This window comes from Aurantimonas marina (assembly GCF_017183135.1).
In the GTDB taxonomy this organism is placed as follows: domain Bacteria; phylum Pseudomonadota; class Alphaproteobacteria; order Rhizobiales; family Rhizobiaceae; genus Aurantimonas; species Aurantimonas marina.
The window spans coordinates 28540-44616 of record NZ_JADDXW010000005.1 but is presented as its reverse complement, the minus strand read 5'-3'; the positions used below and the strand labels follow the sequence as shown (position 1 = coordinate 44616).

Annotated in this window: 15 protein-coding genes and 1 other RNA gene; 2 read left to right on the top strand and 14 right to left on the bottom strand. The window is 64.7% G+C overall.

What is annotated here, in order from left to right:
* Nucleotides 1–118 precede the first annotated feature (118 nt).
* The 11 genes from ftsW to ING15_RS07445 form a co-directional block, all read right to left on the bottom strand.
* Nucleotides 119–1273, bottom strand: a complete 1155-nt coding sequence (gene ftsW / locus ING15_RS07495; protein WP_206454178.1) for a putative lipid II flippase FtsW — start codon at nt 1271–1273, stop codon at nt 119–121.
* Complete coding sequence (gene murD, locus ING15_RS07490) at nt 1270–2682, bottom strand: UDP-N-acetylmuramoyl-L-alanine--D-glutamate ligase (RefSeq protein WP_206454177.1); 1413 nt, start codon at nt 2680–2682, stop codon at nt 1270–1272. The genes ftsW and murD overlap by 4 nt, the downstream gene beginning before the upstream one ends.
* A gap of 4 nt (nt 2683–2686) precedes the next feature.
* Nucleotides 2687–3769, bottom strand: coding sequence for a phospho-N-acetylmuramoyl-pentapeptide-transferase (mraY, locus tag ING15_RS07485; RefSeq protein WP_206454176.1), 1083 nt, complete (start codon nt 3767–3769; stop codon nt 2687–2689).
* The gene (locus ING15_RS07480) at nt 3766–5241 is read right to left on the bottom strand and encodes a UDP-N-acetylmuramoylalanyl-D-glutamyl-2,6-diaminopimelate--D-alanyl-D-alanine ligase (RefSeq protein ID WP_206454175.1); all 1476 of its coding nucleotides are present in this window, start codon (nt 5239–5241) and stop codon (nt 3766–3768) included. The genes mraY and ING15_RS07480 overlap by 4 nt, the downstream gene beginning before the upstream one ends.
* Nucleotides 5238–6686: a UDP-N-acetylmuramoyl-L-alanyl-D-glutamate--2,6-diaminopimelate ligase gene (locus tag ING15_RS07475; RefSeq protein ID WP_206454174.1), complete on the bottom strand. Its 1449-nt coding sequence runs from the start codon at nt 6684–6686 to the stop codon at nt 5238–5240. The genes ING15_RS07480 and ING15_RS07475 overlap by 4 nt, the downstream gene beginning before the upstream one ends.
* Nucleotides 6687–6795: 109 nt before the next feature.
* Nucleotides 6796–8529, bottom strand: a complete 1734-nt coding sequence (locus tag ING15_RS07470) for a peptidoglycan D,D-transpeptidase FtsI family protein (RefSeq protein ID WP_206454173.1) — start codon at nt 8527–8529, stop codon at nt 6796–6798.
* A complete protein-coding gene (gene ftsL / locus ING15_RS07465; protein ID WP_206454172.1) occupies nt 8529–8885 on the bottom strand; it encodes a cell division protein FtsL in 357 nt (118 codons plus the stop codon). Before ftsL ends, ING15_RS07470 begins: the two co-directional genes overlap by 1 nt.
* Nucleotides 8886–8890: 5 nt before the next feature.
* Nucleotides 8891–9925 (bottom strand): 16S rRNA (cytosine(1402)-N(4))-methyltransferase RsmH, encoded by a 1035-nt coding sequence (rsmH, locus tag ING15_RS07460; protein WP_206454171.1) that lies wholly within the window; start codon nt 9923–9925, stop codon nt 8891–8893.
* Nucleotides 9922–10383, bottom strand: a complete 462-nt coding sequence (gene mraZ / locus ING15_RS07455) for a division/cell wall cluster transcriptional repressor MraZ (protein ID WP_206454170.1) — start codon at nt 10381–10383, stop codon at nt 9922–9924. Before mraZ ends, rsmH begins: the two co-directional genes overlap by 4 nt.
* A 510-nt stretch (nt 10384–10893) precedes the next feature.
* Nucleotides 10894–11341, bottom strand: an RNA gene (rnpB, locus tag ING15_RS07450) — RNase P RNA component class A.
* Nucleotides 11342–11621: 280 nt separating this feature from the next.
* Nucleotides 11622–12065, bottom strand: a complete 444-nt coding sequence (locus ING15_RS07445) for a MarR family winged helix-turn-helix transcriptional regulator (RefSeq protein ID WP_206454169.1) — start codon at nt 12063–12065, stop codon at nt 11622–11624.
* An 82-nt stretch (nt 12066–12147) separates the two neighbouring features.
* Here ING15_RS07445 and ING15_RS07440 point away from each other — a divergent pair, with 82 nt between their 5' ends.
* Nucleotides 12148–12612, top strand: coding sequence for a hypothetical protein (locus ING15_RS07440; RefSeq protein WP_206454168.1), 465 nt, complete (start codon nt 12148–12150; stop codon nt 12610–12612).
* 139 nt (nt 12613–12751) lie between these two features.
* On the opposite strand, the gene ING15_RS07435 is transcribed toward ING15_RS07440, so the two are convergent.
* The 3 genes from ING15_RS07435 to ING15_RS07425 all read right to left on the bottom strand — a co-directional run bounded on the left by ING15_RS07435 (nt 12752) and on the right by ING15_RS07425 (nt 14930).
* On the bottom strand, nt 12752–13261 hold the full coding sequence (locus ING15_RS07435) for a lytic transglycosylase domain-containing protein (RefSeq protein ID WP_206454167.1): 510 nt from the start codon (nt 13259–13261) through the stop codon (nt 12752–12754).
* A 170-nt stretch (nt 13262–13431) separates the two neighbouring features.
* Nucleotides 13432–14220, bottom strand: a complete 789-nt coding sequence (locus tag ING15_RS07430) for an N-acetylmuramoyl-L-alanine amidase (RefSeq protein ID WP_232845626.1) — start codon at nt 14218–14220, stop codon at nt 13432–13434.
* Nucleotides 14217–14930: a TerB family tellurite resistance protein gene (locus tag ING15_RS07425; RefSeq protein WP_206454166.1), complete on the bottom strand. Its 714-nt coding sequence runs from the start codon at nt 14928–14930 to the stop codon at nt 14217–14219. The genes ING15_RS07430 and ING15_RS07425 overlap by 4 nt, the downstream gene beginning before the upstream one ends.
* Nucleotides 14931–15254: 324 nt before the next feature.
* Here ING15_RS07425 and ING15_RS07420 point away from each other — a divergent pair, with 324 nt between their 5' ends.
* Nucleotides 15255–16067 carry a glycoside hydrolase family 25 protein gene (locus ING15_RS07420; RefSeq protein WP_206454165.1) on the top strand — a complete coding sequence of 271 codons (813 nt, stop codon included), beginning with the start codon at nt 15255–15257 and terminating at the stop codon, nt 16065–16067.
* Nucleotides 16068–16077 lie beyond the last annotated feature (10 nt).

Genomic DNA, 16077 nt, shown 5'->3' with positions numbered 1-16077 from the left:
GAATGCCGAGACGCGCCAGCCGTTCCCGGCCATGGCCGATAAAGGCGGAAAGGATACAGCCCACGGTACCGGCGACCATGGGACGCTCAAGCGTCCCAGGCGAGCCCCGCCCCTCGCCTCACACACCGTGTAGCTGGTAGGTCCGTTCCATCAACCGATCGGTATGCGAGCGATTTGCCGGTTGGCGGCGCGTCAGCGCCAGGATGAAGCCGGCCGATATGGCGATCGCCAGCATCGACGAGCCACCATAGGAGATGAAGGGCAGGGTCATGCCCTTGGCCGGCATCAATTGCAGATTGACCGCCATGTTGATGATCGACTGCAATCCAAAGAGCAGCACCAGGCCCGAAATCGCCAGCCGATCGAAGATATCGCGCTGGGCGAGCGCCGCCGACAGGCCGCGCACCACGATGAAGGCGAAGATCGATGCCACCAGCATGCAGGCGATGATGCCGAATTCCTCGGCGAGAACCGCGAAGGCGAAATCTGTGTGGCTGTCGGGCAGCATGCGTTTGACCGTGCCCTCGCCCGGACCCTGGCCAAACCAGCCGCCGCGCATGATCGCCTCCCGCGCTGTGTCGGTCTGGAAGGTATCGCCCTCGCCGGTGAGAAACCGGTCGATGCGGCTGGCGACATGGGGGAAGGCAAGATAGGCGAGCATCGAGCCGCCGACAGCCACGCCCCCAAGCAGCGCGATCCACACCCATGGCATGCCCGCCATGAAGAACAGGCCGCCCCAGGCCGCAGCTACGAGCATGGTCTGGCCGAGGTCCGGCTGCGCGACGAGCAACGCGACAACCACGATGAGCAGAATCAGCGCAAAGAGGTTGCCGGGAATATCCGGGCGGCGTTGCTTTTCGGCGAACAGCCAGGCGCAGATCACCACGAAGGCCGGTTTCATGAATTCCGATGGCTGGATGTTGAGCGGGCCGAAATCGATCCAGCGGCGCGAGCCCTTGATCTCGGTGCCGACGAACAACGCCAACACCATCAAGACCAAGGACGCCGCAAGGATCAACAGCGCGGCGCGGCGCACGCCGCGTGGGCTGAGAAGCGAGCAGCCGAACATCACCAAAGCCGTGGGAATGAGGAAGACGGCATGACGCTTGACGAAGTGAAAGGGTTCCACCCCAATGCGTTCGGCAACCGGTGGACTGGCGGCAAAGGAAAACACGAGGCCGCCGACCAAAAGTATCAGGAATGCCGCCAAAAACCAGCGATCGACGCCCCACCACCAGTCGCTGATCACGCCTCGTTTGACCCGGCTCGTCATGCATCCCCCTTGTGGGCCATCTCGATGCCCGCGAGCGCGCCCACCGCCTTGCGGAACGCATCGCCCCGCACCTCGAAATTGCGAAACTGGTCGAAACTCGCGCAGGCCGGCGACAGGAGTACGACGCTCTCCTGCGCTGGAACCCCATCGCTCGCCTCGGCGTCGGCCGCCGCGTGTTCGACCGCAACGGCAAGCGTACCGGAAATTTCGTAAGGAATTCGTTTACCAAGACTCGCGGCGAAAGCGGGCGCCGCCTCACCGATCAGATAGGCCTTGGCGATTCTGGGAAAGTACGGCGCCAGCGCCGCGATACCGCCGTCCTTCGCCAGCCCGCCGGCAATCCAGTGGATGCGCGGGAATGCCGCCAGCGCCGGCGCGGCGGCCTCGGCATTGGTGGCTTTGGAATCATTGACGAAGAGAACCCGGCCGCGCCGCCCGACCTCCTCCATGCGGTGTGCCAATCCCGGGAAACTTTCGAGACCCGCGCGAATTTCGACGTCCGACAGCCCGACCGCGCTCAAGGCGGCAACCGCCGCGGCGGCGTTCTGGGCATTGTGGCGTCCGCGCAGGGAGCCGATCGCCGAAAGGTCGAAGAATGTTTCTTCGGTTCCTGCCATGCGGCGTCGCAGCATCCGGCCGTCGAAGTCGACGCCGGGGCCGGGGGCCTCCCCTTGCGAGATCCGCACCACGGTCTTGCCCTCGGATTCCAGCTCGTCGGCGATCTGCCGGCACGGCGCGTCATCAACGCCGACCACGGCCAGGCCGGAGCCGGCGACGAGGCGTGCCTTGATCGCGGCGTAATTGCCCATCGATCCATGCCGGTCGAGATGATCGGGCGTCAGGTTGAGCAGGATTCCGACCGAGGGTTCCAGCGTCGGCGCCAGGTCGATCTGATAGGACGAGCACTCAACGACGTAGTGGCGCTCGGGCGCCGGCTGATCGAGAGTCATCACGGCGACGCCGATATTGCCGCCGAACTGCGTGTCCCGCCCGCTGGAACGGAGGCAATGGGCGATCAGAGCGGTGGTCGTCGACTTGCCGTTGGTGCCGGTGATCGCGATGAACGGCGACGCCGGCGCGGTGGCGCGGCGTTCGCGGCTGAATAATTCGATGTCGCCGATCACCTCGACTCCGGCGGCGCGGGCAAGCTCCACGGTCCAGTGCGGCTTGGGATGGGTAAGCGGCACGCCCGGCGAAAGAACGAAGGCGGCAAAGCGCGACCAATCAATAGCGCGCAGATCACCCGTGGGGATTGCCTCGGCGCGCGCGGCTTCGACACTCGCCGGATTGTCGTCGAAGGCGATGACATTTGCGCCACCTTCGACCAACGCGCGTGCTGTCGCGCGGCCTGAGCCGCCGAGCCCGAACAGGGCGACCGATTGTCCGGAGAAGGATCGCGCCGGGATCATGGCCTCACCGCAGTTTTAGGGTCGACAGGCCGACGAAGGCCAACATGAACGCGATGATCCAGAAGCGAACCACGACCTGGCTTTCGGTCCAGCCGAGCTTTTCGAAATGATGGTGGATCGGCGCCATCAGGAACACCCGCTTGCCGGTCAGCTTGAACGAGGCGACCTGGATGATCACCGACAGCGCCTCAATGACGAACAGGCCGCCGATGATCGCCAGTACCAGTTCATGCTTGGTCGCGACGGCGATCGTACCGGTCATCCCGCCGAGGGCGAGCGAGCCGGTGTCGCCCATGAAGATTGCCGCCGGCGGCGCGTTGAACCACAGGAATCCCAGCCCGGCGCCGATGACCGCGCCGCAGAGCGGCGCCAGTTCACCCGTGCCGACGACGTAATGGATCTGCAGATAATTCGAGAAGTTCACATTGCCGGCGATATAGGCGATCAGCCCGAAAGCAGCGGCGGCGATCATGATCGGCACGATTGCCAGCCCGTCGAGTCCGTCGGTGAGGTTCACCGCGTTGGCGGAGCCGACCACGACAAAGGCAGCGAAGCCGACATAGAACCAGCCGAGATCGAGCAGCAAGGACTTAACGAACGGGAAGGCCAGCGAGGTCGCGAAGCTTCCGTTTCCGGCATAGACGATCAGGACCGCCGCGATCGTGGCGATCAGGAATTCCAGGACCAGGCGGAACTTGCCGGAAAACCCCTTGTCGTTCTGCTTGGTCACTTTCAGATAGTCGTCGTAAAATCCGATCGCGCCGAAGCCGACGGTCACCAGCAGCACCGTCCAGACATAAAGATTGGTCAGATCCGCCCACAGAAGCGCCGAGACGAGAAAGCCCGAGAGTATCATCAGCCCGCCCATGGTGGGCGTGCCGGCCTTCTTGAAATGGGTCTGCGGGCCGTCGGCGCGGATCGGCTGGCCCTTGCCCTGTCGAATACGCAAATTGGCAATGATCGCCGGGCCGAACAGAAACACCACGATGAAGCCCGTGATCATCGAAGCGCCGGTCCGAAAGGTGATGTAGCGAAAGACGTTGAAGAGCGGAAAGTCGGCGGCGAACTGGCCGAGATAGGCGATCATCGGGCAGCTCCAGCCGGGTCGATTTTGTCAGGTACCGGGGCCGCGCCGGTGGACGTCTGCGGCGGATAGGTCGTCAGCATTGTTTCCACCAAAACGGTGAAGCCGATGCTTTTCGAGGCCTTCACCATAACGACGTCGCCGGCGCGGATCGTCTTCAACAGGCTGACCAGGAGTTCCTCGACACTGTCATGCCATTCGCGGTCCACCCGACCTTCCAGAACGTCATCAAGCGCCTTCATCTCGGCACCGGCGAGAAAGACCCGATCAACTCCCGCCTCGGTGATCGGCCCGGCGAGTTCGGCGTGCTGCGCCGGCGCGTGATCGCCCAGTTCCAGCATATCGCCGAGGACGGCAATGCGACGCCCCCCCTGCCCGACCGCCGCGGCCTTCAGGACGGCGAGCGCGGCGCGCATCGAGGCCGGGTTGGCGTTGTAGCTGTCGTCGATGAGGTCGATCGAGCCACCGCCCGGCATGGGCAGACGCGAGCGCGCGCCGCGCCCCTTGACCGCGTGCCAGCTCGACAGCGCCGCCGCCACCGTCTGGACATCCGCGCCGGCAAGCTTGGCCGCACCGAGCACAGCGAGGATATTCTGTGCCATGTGCCGGCCGCTGGAGGCCAGATGCAACCGGACCGCTTCGCCGCCGATGACCGCTTCGATCACCGCCCCCTCGGCCGTCGTTTCGAAGCGGGTCAACTGGAAATCGGCGCCATTCGCCTCGCCGAAGGTCGCGATGGCGGTCACGCCGGCCTTGCGGGCCATGGTCGCCAACGGTCCACAATAGGGATCGTCGGCGTTGAGGATCGCTGTGCCGTCCGTGACCAGCCCCTCGAAAATCTCGGCCTTCGCCGCGGCGATCTCGTCGAGATCGCGGAAATGGCCGAGATGGGCCGGGGCGATCAGCGTGATGATCGCCAGATGCGGACGCACCAGCTTGACCAGCGGGCGGATTTCGCCCGCATGGTTCATGCCGATCTCGAAGATCGCGAAGCGACTGTCGAGCGGCATCCGGGCCAGGCTCAGCGGCACGCCCCAATGGTTGTTGAACGAAGCCGCGCTCGCATGGACGCGGCCGACCGCCGACAGGCCGTGCCGCAGCGCATCCTTGGTGGTGGTCTTGCCGACGCTGCCGGTCACCGCGATGATTTTCGCGCTCGAGCGGGCGCGGGCCGCCTCGCCCAGGCGCGAGAGGGCCTGCAGCACGTCGTCGACGACCAGCAGCGGTGACTGAACGCTGCCGAGCGCCGGCAGCTTGTGCTCCGCCACCACATGCAGAGCCGCACCGGCTTTCGTCGCCGCCGTCAGAAAGTCGTGGCCGTCGAACCGCTCGCCCTGGATGGCGAAGAAGGCCTCGCCCGTCCCGAGCGTCCGGGTATCGATCGAAATGCCGGAGATCGCTTCCGGCAGATCTCCGACCGGACGCGCGTTCATCGCCTCGATCAGGGCGGATGTCTCCCAAAGCGCTTCGCTCATCGGCCCGTCTCCGAGATCGCCGCTCGGACCTCTTCATGATCGCTGAAATGATGGGTGATGTCGCCCACCGTCTGGCCGACCTCGTGCCCCTTGCCGGCGATCACGACCGTATCGCCGGCCCGCGCCCGCCGCACCGCCTCGCGAATGGCCGAACGGCGATCGGCGATTTCGGTGGCACCGGGGGCCGCCGCCATGATCGCCGCCCGGATCGTCGCGGCGTCTTCCGAGCGCGGATTGTCGTCGGTGACAATGACCACATCGGCCAGTCGCGCGGCGATTTCGCCCATCATCGGCCGCTTGGCCCGATCGCGGTCGCCGCCGCAGCCGATGATCGCGACGATACGGCCGGTGGTGAAAGGACGCACGGACGCCAGCACGTTCTCGAGCGCATCCGGCTTGTGCGCGTAATCGACGAAGACCGGAGCACCCTCTGCCGTCGTGCCGGCCAGATCCAGCCGGCCGGACGCGCCCTTTAGGGTCTCCAGCGCGGCCAGCGCGGCGTCGGTCGCAACGCCGGTGGCGATCGCCAGCCCGGCGGCCACCAGGGCATTGGACATCTGGAACTCGCCCGCCAGCGGCAGGACGATGCGATGGATACGACCCTCGGCCTCGATTTCCGCGACCTGGCAATGCCGTTGGTGTTCCAGCCGCTTCAGGGTGAGAAAGCCGCCGTTTCGCCCGACGGTCAGCACCTTCGCGCCGACACTAGTCGCGACCTCGATCGCCCGTCCCGACCAGCGGTCGTCGGCGAAGATCACCGCCGGAGCGCCCTTCGGCAACAGGGTGGTAAACAGCCGCATCTTGGCACCGAAGTAGGACTCGGCGTCGGGATGATAGTCCAGATGGTCATGGCCGAGATTGCTGAACCCCGCCGCCGCGAGCCGGATGCCGTCGAGCCGCCGCTGATCGAGACCGTGGCTCGATGCTTCCATCGCCGCGTGGGTGACACCTTCGGACGCCAGCTCGGCCATCAGTCTGGCAAGCGCCACCGGATCGGGCGTCGTCAGCGTGCCATAGTCGTCGCGGCTCGGCGAAACCACGCCGGTGGTGCCGATCGAAGCGGCGGCGATCCCCTGGCTCGCCCAGATCTGACGGACGAAGGTCGTGATCGAGGTCTTGCCGGCCGTGCCGGTGACAGCCACGACCTGCTCGGGCTGCGCGCCATAGAACCGCGCCGCCATGACCGCGATGGCGTGGCGCGGATCGTCAGCGCGAAGGATGGGCAGCCGTGATTCGATCGCCGCGCCATGCGCCGCGAGAATGGCGACGGCGCCGCCGACCTCGGCGGCGGCGACGAAACGGGCGCCGTCGGCCCGTGTTCCCGACAATGCCGCGAACAGGAACCCGTCGCCGACGCTGCGGGAGTCAGCCGACAATCCGGCGATCTCCGGATCGTCGTCGCCGCCGGTCTGGGCCAGGTCGTCTGCGAGTTGGGATAGCTTCATTCACCAATATCCGCGCTGCACCGAATAGCCGGCGCATCCCTCGCCGACTCGTCGGACTTCTATAACCTGCGGGCCGCTTGGTGAAGGTCGGTTCGGGCGTTCACAGTTGCTAATAGGAGACGAGCAGCGACTTTCCGTCCTCGCCGAAATCCGGACGGACCTTCAACAGCGTCGCCGACCGCCGAATGATACTGGCGACCGTCGGCGCCGCGTTCATGCCCGCGGTGGCATAGACCTGGCCCTCCTCCGCCTTCGGCTCGTCGACCACGACAAGGACGACGTAGCGCGGCTTGTCGGTCGGAAAGGCCGACAGGAAGGCATTGAATTTCTTGGTGTCGGAATAGCGCCCGTTGACCACCTTGTTGGCGGTCCCGGTCTTGCCGCCGACCTTGTAGCCAGGCACGTCCGCCCGGTTTCCCGAGCCGCGCTGGTCGGCGACGTTGAGACGGAAGAGATAGCGCATCTGATCGCTGGTCTTTTGCGAAACCACCCGCGTCGCCAAGGCCTCCGCGTCTTCACGGCTGCGCGGCAGGAAGGTCGGCGGGATCAACTTGCCGCCGTTCATCAGCGCGGCCGCGGCGACCGCCGTCTGCAGCGGCGTGGTCGAAACGCCGTGGCCGAAGGAAATCGTGATCGAGTTGATCTGTTTCCATTCCTTGGGCTGGGTCGGGGACGCAACTTCGGGGAGTTCGGTCTGCATCTTGCTCAGCAGTCCGAGCCGGGTCAGGAACTCCTGGTGAGCCGCCACACCGACGGTCTCGGCCTCCTTGGCCGTGCCGATGTTCGACGAATAGATGAAGATCTCGGGGACGCTCAGCACCCGGCGCTTGCCGTGAAAATCGCTGATGGTGAAACCGCCGATCCGGATCGGCTTCGTCGCATCGAAGGAATCGGTGATCTTCACCTTGCCGGAATCGAGGGCCATCGCGGTGGTGAAGGTCTTGAATGTGGACCCCATTTCGTAAAGACCCGCCGACATGCGGTTCATGCGGTCCTTTTCCAGCGCCTGCTTCGGGTCGTTGGGGTCGTAATCGGGCAGCGATGTCATGGCGACGACCTCGCCGGTCTCGACGTCCAGCACGACACCACCGGCAGCGATCGCCCGGTAGCGTTTCATCGCCGCCGCCACCTCGTCGCGCACGATGTGTTGAACCCGCAGGTCGATCGACATGCGCACCGGCTCCAGTTCCGTGTCGACGGCAAGCCCGGTGTTCTGCAGCGCCCGATAGCCCTGATCGTCGACATACTTCTCCATGCCGGCGATGCCCTGATTGTCGACATTGACCGTCCCGACGATGAAGCCGGCGGTGCTGCCGCCCGGATAGAAGCGGCGCGTCTCGGTGCGAAATCCGATGCCGGGAATGCCGAGGTCGAGGATCGCCTGCTGCTGGCCCGGTGTCAGCTCGCGCCGCAGCCAGATGAAGCCGGCCTCGCTGGCCAGCCGGCGATAGAGCCATTTGGGATCGAGGTCGGGCAGGACCGAGAGCAACAGCTCGCTCGCCTCGTCCGGATCGATGATGCGGCGAGGCTCGGCGAAGAGCGAAGCGGTCTTGATGTCGGTGGCGAGCACTTCGCCGTTGCGGTCGACGAGGTCCGGCCGGGCGGCCATGATCAGGTCGCTGGCGCCTCTGGACGATGCCGTTTCGGCCGGCGCGACGCCCCACATGACGAGGCGGCCGCCGATGACGCCATAGACGGCCACGAAGAGGCCGATGGCGATGGTGAAGCGGCTGCGGTTTTTCGGCGCGATATTGCGGCGTCGCCGACCGGAGACATCGGGTTCGCGGGCCGTCGACACCGATGTCGTCGGGGCGGCGCGTTTGAAGGGGTTTGCGATACGCATCACCGGACCACCGTTTCCGAGCTGTCGGCATACCCGCCGAGCGTATTGGTCTGGTCGGGAAGGAAGTTCACCGGCCGCGCGGGCAATTGGTCAGGCTCCACGATCTGATCCGGGCGCATTGGCTGGAGCTTGAGGTCCGACGCGAAGGCATCGACCAGACGCTGCAGGCGACCGGGCTGGTCGAGCAGGCTCCAGTCGGCCTCGAGCAAGGCGACGGTCTCCCGCTCCATTGCTATCCGTCGCTCGACCTTGGCGACCTCCGCCTCGAGCAACTCGGCCTCGTGCTTGATCTTGTAGGTCCAGGCCGCGGCGGAAATCATGACCGCGATGAGAACGATGTCGAGGGTCTTCAACATGGCGGTCAGTCTCCGGTCTGCGGAAGGTCGGCGAGCGATGGCAGGGCGGCGAAAGCGAGCGCATCGGCCGCGCCGCGCGGCGCTTCGGCGGTTCGCACACCCGAGCGTAGTTTGGCCGAGCGGGCCCGCGGGTTGCGGGCAGCTTCCGCATCGGAGGCGGCGACCGCCCTGTTGCGGGCCTCGAAGGTTTGCGTCGCGGGGGCGATGTCCGGCAGGTGCCGCGATCCCGACGGCGGCGACGAGCGATCGCGCAGGAAGCGCTTGACGATGCGATCCTCAAGCGAGTGGAAGGTCACGACGACGAGGCGGCCGCCGGGCTTCAGCACCCGCTCGGCCGCGACCAGCGCCCGGGCGAGTTCGCCCAGCTCGTCATTGACGAAAATGCGCAGCCCCTGAAAACTGCGGGTCGCGGGATCAATCCGATCCTTGGGCGAGCGCCCCACCACCCGGCCGATGACCGCGGCGAGATCGAGGGTCCGGGTGAATGGTTTTTCCGCCCGGCGCACCTCGATCGCCCGCGCCACCCGACCCGCCTGCTTCTCCTCACCCAGGAATCCGAGGACTCGCGCCAGATCGCCCAGCTTCAGCCGGTTGACGACGTCGGCGGCGGTCGGACCGGATGCGCCCATGCGCATGTCCAGTGGCCCGTCCTTCTGGAAGGAAAAGCCGCGCTCAGCCGCGTCGATCTGCATCGACGAGACGCCGATGTCGAGGACAATGCCGTCGACCGCACCGCCATGGTTTTCGACGATCGCCTCGAGATCGCCGAAGCGACCCTCGACCATCGTCAACCGGTTGCCGAAAGCGTCCGCCAGTTCGTGGCCGGTCGCCACCGCGGACGGATCCCTGTCGATCGCCACGACGCTCGCGCCGCGATCCAGGATGGCGCGGGTATAGCCGCCGGCGCCAAAGGTACCGTCGATGATCGTCTCACCGCCTTGCGGGGCGAGCGCTGTCAGAACCTCGTCGAGAAGCACCGGAACGTGACGAGCCGGTCCGCCAACGGCGGGATCCTCGGCCCCACCGTGGCCCGCCATCATTCCGGTGATCCCGTTGACGTGCCGACCGAACCACGCGCCGCCAGAAGGCGCGCCCTCGCTTCGGTCCGGTACGCCTCGAACCGCGACGGCTCCCAAAGCTGGAAGAAATCGCGGGCGCCTACGAAGGCCACCTGATCGGTGATCCCCGTATGCGAGCGGACAAAGTCGGTCATCGTGATCCGGCCTTCCCCGTCGAACTTCAAATACGCTCCATCGCCGAAGGCGAAGACCGACAGGTCCTGAAATGCCTCGCTGAACGGACTGGTCGCATCCATCTGCCGCTCGAAGCGCTCCAGAAGATCCGGGCCGCCGACATCCATCACCGGCTGGCCCAGGCTGCGCATGGCAAACAACTCGCGAATGCCGCGTGCCGCAATGACCTGTCGGAAAGGGGCCGGCACCGACACCCGGCCCTTGGCGTCGACATTGTTCACCCAGTTGGAGAGAAACCGGTCCATCAGCCCGTAATTGTCCTGAAGCGGCCGGCTCGCATTCCATCAAAACCCCCGCTTGCCCACCGCCCCATCGACGCAATTTCGCCGCAGCAAAGCATGCCGTGCGGCACGCTCCCCTTGCTTCAGCTCCTCCGAAGCCTGGCCCGTCATGTCCGAAATGGGGCGTCGCATGACCCCTTAATGATGACTTACCGAATAGCATGGGCATTCTTGGGCGTCAATGGGAACAGACCACACGACATCTATCTTGAGTCACACCCAAGTCTTAAGATGACAGTCTTAACACCCTATTAATATTGATATTTTCGAAACGGCTTGGATTTTTGTCTCGGCACTTGCCCGAAGCTGTCCGGGCGGTCGAAGATGTCGGTGCGCCAGCCGGAATTCGACTGAAAGACGAATGATTCCGGGGAATCGCAGGGCCGGTGTGAGTGCGTCCCATGAACGAAGAAAAAAACTGGAGCGTCACGGGCGGAAGCCCGCCGGGGGCCTTCTGCATGGAGAACGAGGGCGAGAGCCAGTCGGCCTGTAAGCCGGGTTCTGTGAGCGGCGAAAGCCGCCTGGCGACCATTCCTCTGGGACGGTTCTTGCGAACCGCCTCGAGCAACCCACCCGGACGACAGGCCCGGAGAAGGGCTGGCGATGTCACCCGAAGGCGAACCGCCGCGTCGTCCCTATTCGGTCTTGCTCCCGGTGGGGTTTACCGTGCCGCTGCCGTTGCCGGAAGCGCGGTGGGCTCTTACCCCGCCGTTTCACCCTTACCCCGCCAATAGTGCGGCTCCGCTGCCGAGGCTCTTGCGCCGGTCGAGCCGCACTATAGGCGGGGCGGTCTGTTTTCTGTGGCACTTTCCCTGGGGTCGCCCCCGCCGGACATTATCCGGCACCGTTTCTCCGTGGAGCCCGGACTTTCCTCCCCCGCCGTCTTTCGACGTATGACGGGAGCGGCCGCCCAGCCGACTGGCACCTCGTAGGTGTCTGCGCGGCTGGCGGATGTCAATGGGAATCTCACCGCAGCCGACCTTCTGCTCAGCTCGCCGTTCACCTGGCTCCCCGAGGCGACACCGGACGTACCAGCCATTCGCGATTGGGTCGCTCGGTGCGAAGCGCAGCCATCCGCCGAGCGATTGATCACGTTCGAGTCCAAAGCCATGGCCCGCTGAGATCCTATTCGGTCCATGAGAAAACAGGAACGCCTCGATCTAGCGTCCCCGTTACTATAGCGCCGGCAGCCCCTTGGTTCGCTACGATGAGTTGGCCGGATCCTGCATCGCCGCGATGGCCCGTTGCATCAGCCGGAGGAACTGTCGCTGCTCGGATTCCGATAAGTCCGCCAGGGCCACGGCGTTCTGGTGCATGGCCGCCGCGACCGCGGGCGCTTGCAAGGCCCGTGCCTTATCGGTGAGCCACACGCGCTGGGACCGACCGTCCTGGGGGTCGTCGCGGCGGGTCACCAGTCCGTCGCGCTCCATCCGCGCGAGAGTGTTGGCCATGGTGGCCTGCTCTATGTCGAGCCGCTGCACCAGCTCCTTCTGGGTCAGACCATCCGTCTCCCACAATTCCAGCAGCGCCGGGAACGTACCCGTCGTCAGGCCCAGCGGCTTGATCCTCGCCTGCAGCCCCCGGGCGAATAGCCTAGCCATGTGGTTGGCGAGATATCCCGCCGATTCGCGCTTGGAAAATTTCATATCGGATTATGGCACTTGCATAGTCCGCTATGCAATTATATATAGCTTGCTATGTTTAACCACCTGCTTAAGGAAGCGCTAAATGACCAAAGCCATTCACCCGATCGCTGGAACGCTGGCTCTCGTGACCATTCTGACCTTCTGGATCTCCACGACGGTCTCGGAACTCTTCAGCCCCCTCGCCACGATCGTCATGGTCAAAACGCTGATACCCTGGGGATTTTTCGTGCTGATCCCTGCCTTGATGGCAGCCGGCGGATCAGGCTTTACCCTCTCGAAAAAGCGGCCGGGCAACGGGCTGATCGACGCCAAACGAAAGCGCATGCCCTTCATAGCCGGAAACGGGATCCTGATCCTGATTCCCGCCGCGCTGTTCCTGGCCTTCAAGGCGCGCGCGGGAGAATTCGACGCGGCGTTCTATGGTGTGCAGATCGTCGAGCTTGTGGCTGGAGCCGTGAACATCACGCTCCTCGGATTGAACATGCGGGACGGGCTGCGCTTGAAATCCCGCTCGCCCCACCTCTCGTCTCAACGTCGTTCGCTTTAGAGACGAGCCTGATTTTCTAGCGTTCATCCATTTTGGGTCGGCAACTTGCCCATCCCGCAATTTGCGGCGACCCCAAAAACGCAGAACACCCGGCGCCCCCGCGCCGGGTGTTCTGTTTCCAGGCAATGATGGAGCGCGCCTACGCCCGCGCGAGCTCGACCTTCACCTTCGAGCAATAGCGCTTGGACACCGGGTTCATCCGCTTGGCATAATGGCCGGCATTGTATTTCAGGATCGTTCCGCAGGTCGTGCCGCCGCCACGCTTCACCGCGCCGGCGAGGTAACGCATGCCCCATTTGATATTGGTGTCGGGATTGTAGAGCGCCTTGGTGCTGCCCTTGTAGCCCATGCCGCGCGCCGTCGCCGGCTTGATCTGCATCAGTCCCACTTCGCCGGCTGCGCCGGTCACCTTGGCGCGATAGCGGCTTTCGACACTCACTACGGCATGCGCCAAAGCGACCGGAACGCCATTGGCCTTTGCGTGCTTGGCGATAATGGCGGCATAAGGCCGTTCGGAAAAGCGCTCGACCGACGCCATCTGAACTCCGGCGGTTTCGGCATGTTCAACGGCGGTCTCGTGGGCGAAAATGGCAGTGGTCTGGCCGAAGAAAATCGTCGCGGCGAGCGCCGCGGCAGTCAGTCTGTGCATGAATACCCCAAATTGATCGAATGCCGCCCAACCCCTTGTCAGGACGGCTGTCTACCCCTCGCCACGACTGCATCGCGGCCTCGGCGGAATTTTTATGTGCAGCGCAATATGACCCAGAATGTGGCGATCTGATCACGCGACATTTCATGCTGAAACATTTTTGCGCAGGATTAGACGGTACCGGCGCTGCTTTCATCATGATCGAAGGGCGAACGGGGCAACGCCGTCAGCAACCGATGCAGCGTATCGATCGTCGAGAAATCGGCGATGCCATCGACCCGCTCGGGACGGAAATGCCGCTGGAAGGCGATCGTCGCCAAACGCGTGGTTTGCTCGAAAACCCCGTCGGTCGACACCTCATAGCCATAGGCGGCCAGCAGCGATTGGTAGGCGGCCACCGGCTCCCCGTGATCGCCCCGGCCGAAAAAACGCCCGCCCCGCAATGGCGTCGGCGGGACGAAGTGCCCGATGCCGGCAAGAAAAAGTTGATCCCACCGGAACTTTTCGCCGGGGTCTGATTTGCGCGCGGGCGCGATATCGGAATGGGCCAGGACGAATTCGGACCGGATCGGCCAGCGGCCGACACAATCCCTGCACAATTCCACCACTGCTTCGATCTGCGCGGCGGGAAAATCCGGGTAGCCGTTGTCGTGGCCGACATTGACGATCTCGATGCCGATCGAACGGGAATTGATGTCGTCGCGCCCGCGCCAGTTGCCCACGCCGGCGTGCCAGGCGCGCAGCGCCTCCGGTACCATCTGCACGACTCTGCCGTCCTCATGCACGAGATAATGGCAGGACACGCCGCTTTGCGGATCGCACAGCCAACGCACTGCCCCCTCGCCCGAGCCCATGCCGGTGTAGTGCAGAATCAGCATGTCCGGCCCGTCCGCCACACGCCGCTCGGTGTGATTGGGCGACGGCCGGACCTCGTCGATTCGCGCGGCGTCGGGTTTCAAGCCGCGGTCTTTCCGGAGATGGAGTGATAGGCGGCGTTGATCGCCTTCATTCGCTCCGTGGCGATGAACATGAACTCGTCCGGCACACCGCGGGCGGCCAGCCGGTCGGGATGGTTCTCGCGCACCAGCGACAGATAACGCGCGCGGGTCTCCGCCAGGGGGGCACCGGGATCGAGCCCGAGCACCGCATAGGGATTCTCCGCTCCCAGGATATGGCGGTTCTTGATCCGGGCGAATTCCTGCTCGGTCAGACCGAAGATGCGCCCGATCTCTGCAAGGAACGCCAGTTCGCGCTCATGGACCAGTCCATCCGCCTTGGCGATGTGGAACAGGCCATCGAGGACATCGGCCAGCAATTGGCAGTCGCCGTCCTCGTCGCGGCACAACGCCCGCAGCCGCGCGGCATAGATCTCGAAGCCGGCAATGTCCTCCTTGGCGATGTCGTAGAGGCGAAAGACGTTGCGCATTTCTTCCGGCGGAATTTCGAGAATCTGCCGAAATGCGGTAATTTCCGGCTGTGAAACGATGCCGTCGGCTTTCGCCATCTTGGCCGACAGCGCGATCACAGCCACGCCGAAGGCGACCCGCCTGCGCGTCTCCCGATCGCCGCCGAACAACGCCCGGATGCTTTCCAGAATCGCCTCGAGACTTGCCCGGCCGCCCGCCGGGATCGCCTGGAGTACGGTATTGAGATTGGACAGAATCTGCATTGCGGAGGCTCGCCCCCCTTTGTCGATTCGCAATTATCGGCGACCGCTCCCGGCGAGGCAAATGCCGCGTCGCTCCGCGCCACCATCAAGGCCGGGATCGCACGTGTCCCTGTAAATGATGCCGGCAAGCTTCGGTCAAGCTCACTTTGATCTGATCGAAGCGAGATTGCGCGAATTTCGTCCTGGTTTGCGTTGAACCAGCCCGATCGCCCTGGCAGCTGTCCACGCCTGGTGGCCAAGGCTTGAAAGCCTATGCCGCCGCCACTTGCGATTTGCCCCGACCCGCCATCATGATGGCCCACCTCGAACCGATCCGAGCCGACGATGAAGCCTTTTTTTTCGACCCACCCGGCCCCATCGACACAAGCGCGCCGCGGCCTGGGCAGGCGGGCGCTCGTCCTGGCCGGCGTGGCGGCGGCGCTGCTGGTTGGCGGTTGCCGCTCCACCGTGCTCGACGTTAAGGATCTCGGCCTTTCGAACGTGGCCGCTGAATCAGCCTATCAATATCCGGTCCACGGCGTCGACATCTCGAAATATCAGGGCACGATCGACTGGGACGCGGCCCGCGACAGCGGCGTCGCGTTCGCTTGGCTGAAGGCGACCGAGGGCGGCGACCGCGTCGATGAAATGTTCCGGGAGAACTGGCGGAAGACCCGGGCGGCCGGCATCCCGCGCGGTGCCTACCATTTCTGGTATCATTGCCGGCCGGGCATCGAGCAGGCACGCGCCTTCATCAACGCCGTTCCCAAGGATCGCCTGTCGCTGCCGCCGGTAATCGACATCGAATGGACTCCCTTCTCGCCGACCTGCACCAAGCGCCCGCCGCGCGAGGAGCTGGTTCGCGAGGTGACGGCGATGGCCGATGCCCTGGAAAAGCACTACGGCCAACGGCCGCTGCTCTACATCCCGATCGACGTGCACCGCGACCGGCTGGTCGGCGCCTTCCCGCGCCACGAGGTCTGGGTCCGCGCGGTCCGCGACCATCCAGACAATGTCTATGAGAACCGCAAATTCCGGTTCTGGCAGTATACCGAGAAGGGAACCGTTCCCGGTGTGAATGGCGAGGTCGACCGCAACGCCTTCGCTGGAACCCGCGAGGATTGGAAAAAGTGGCTGGAAGCCAATCTCGCGCGCTGAGCTTCTTCAA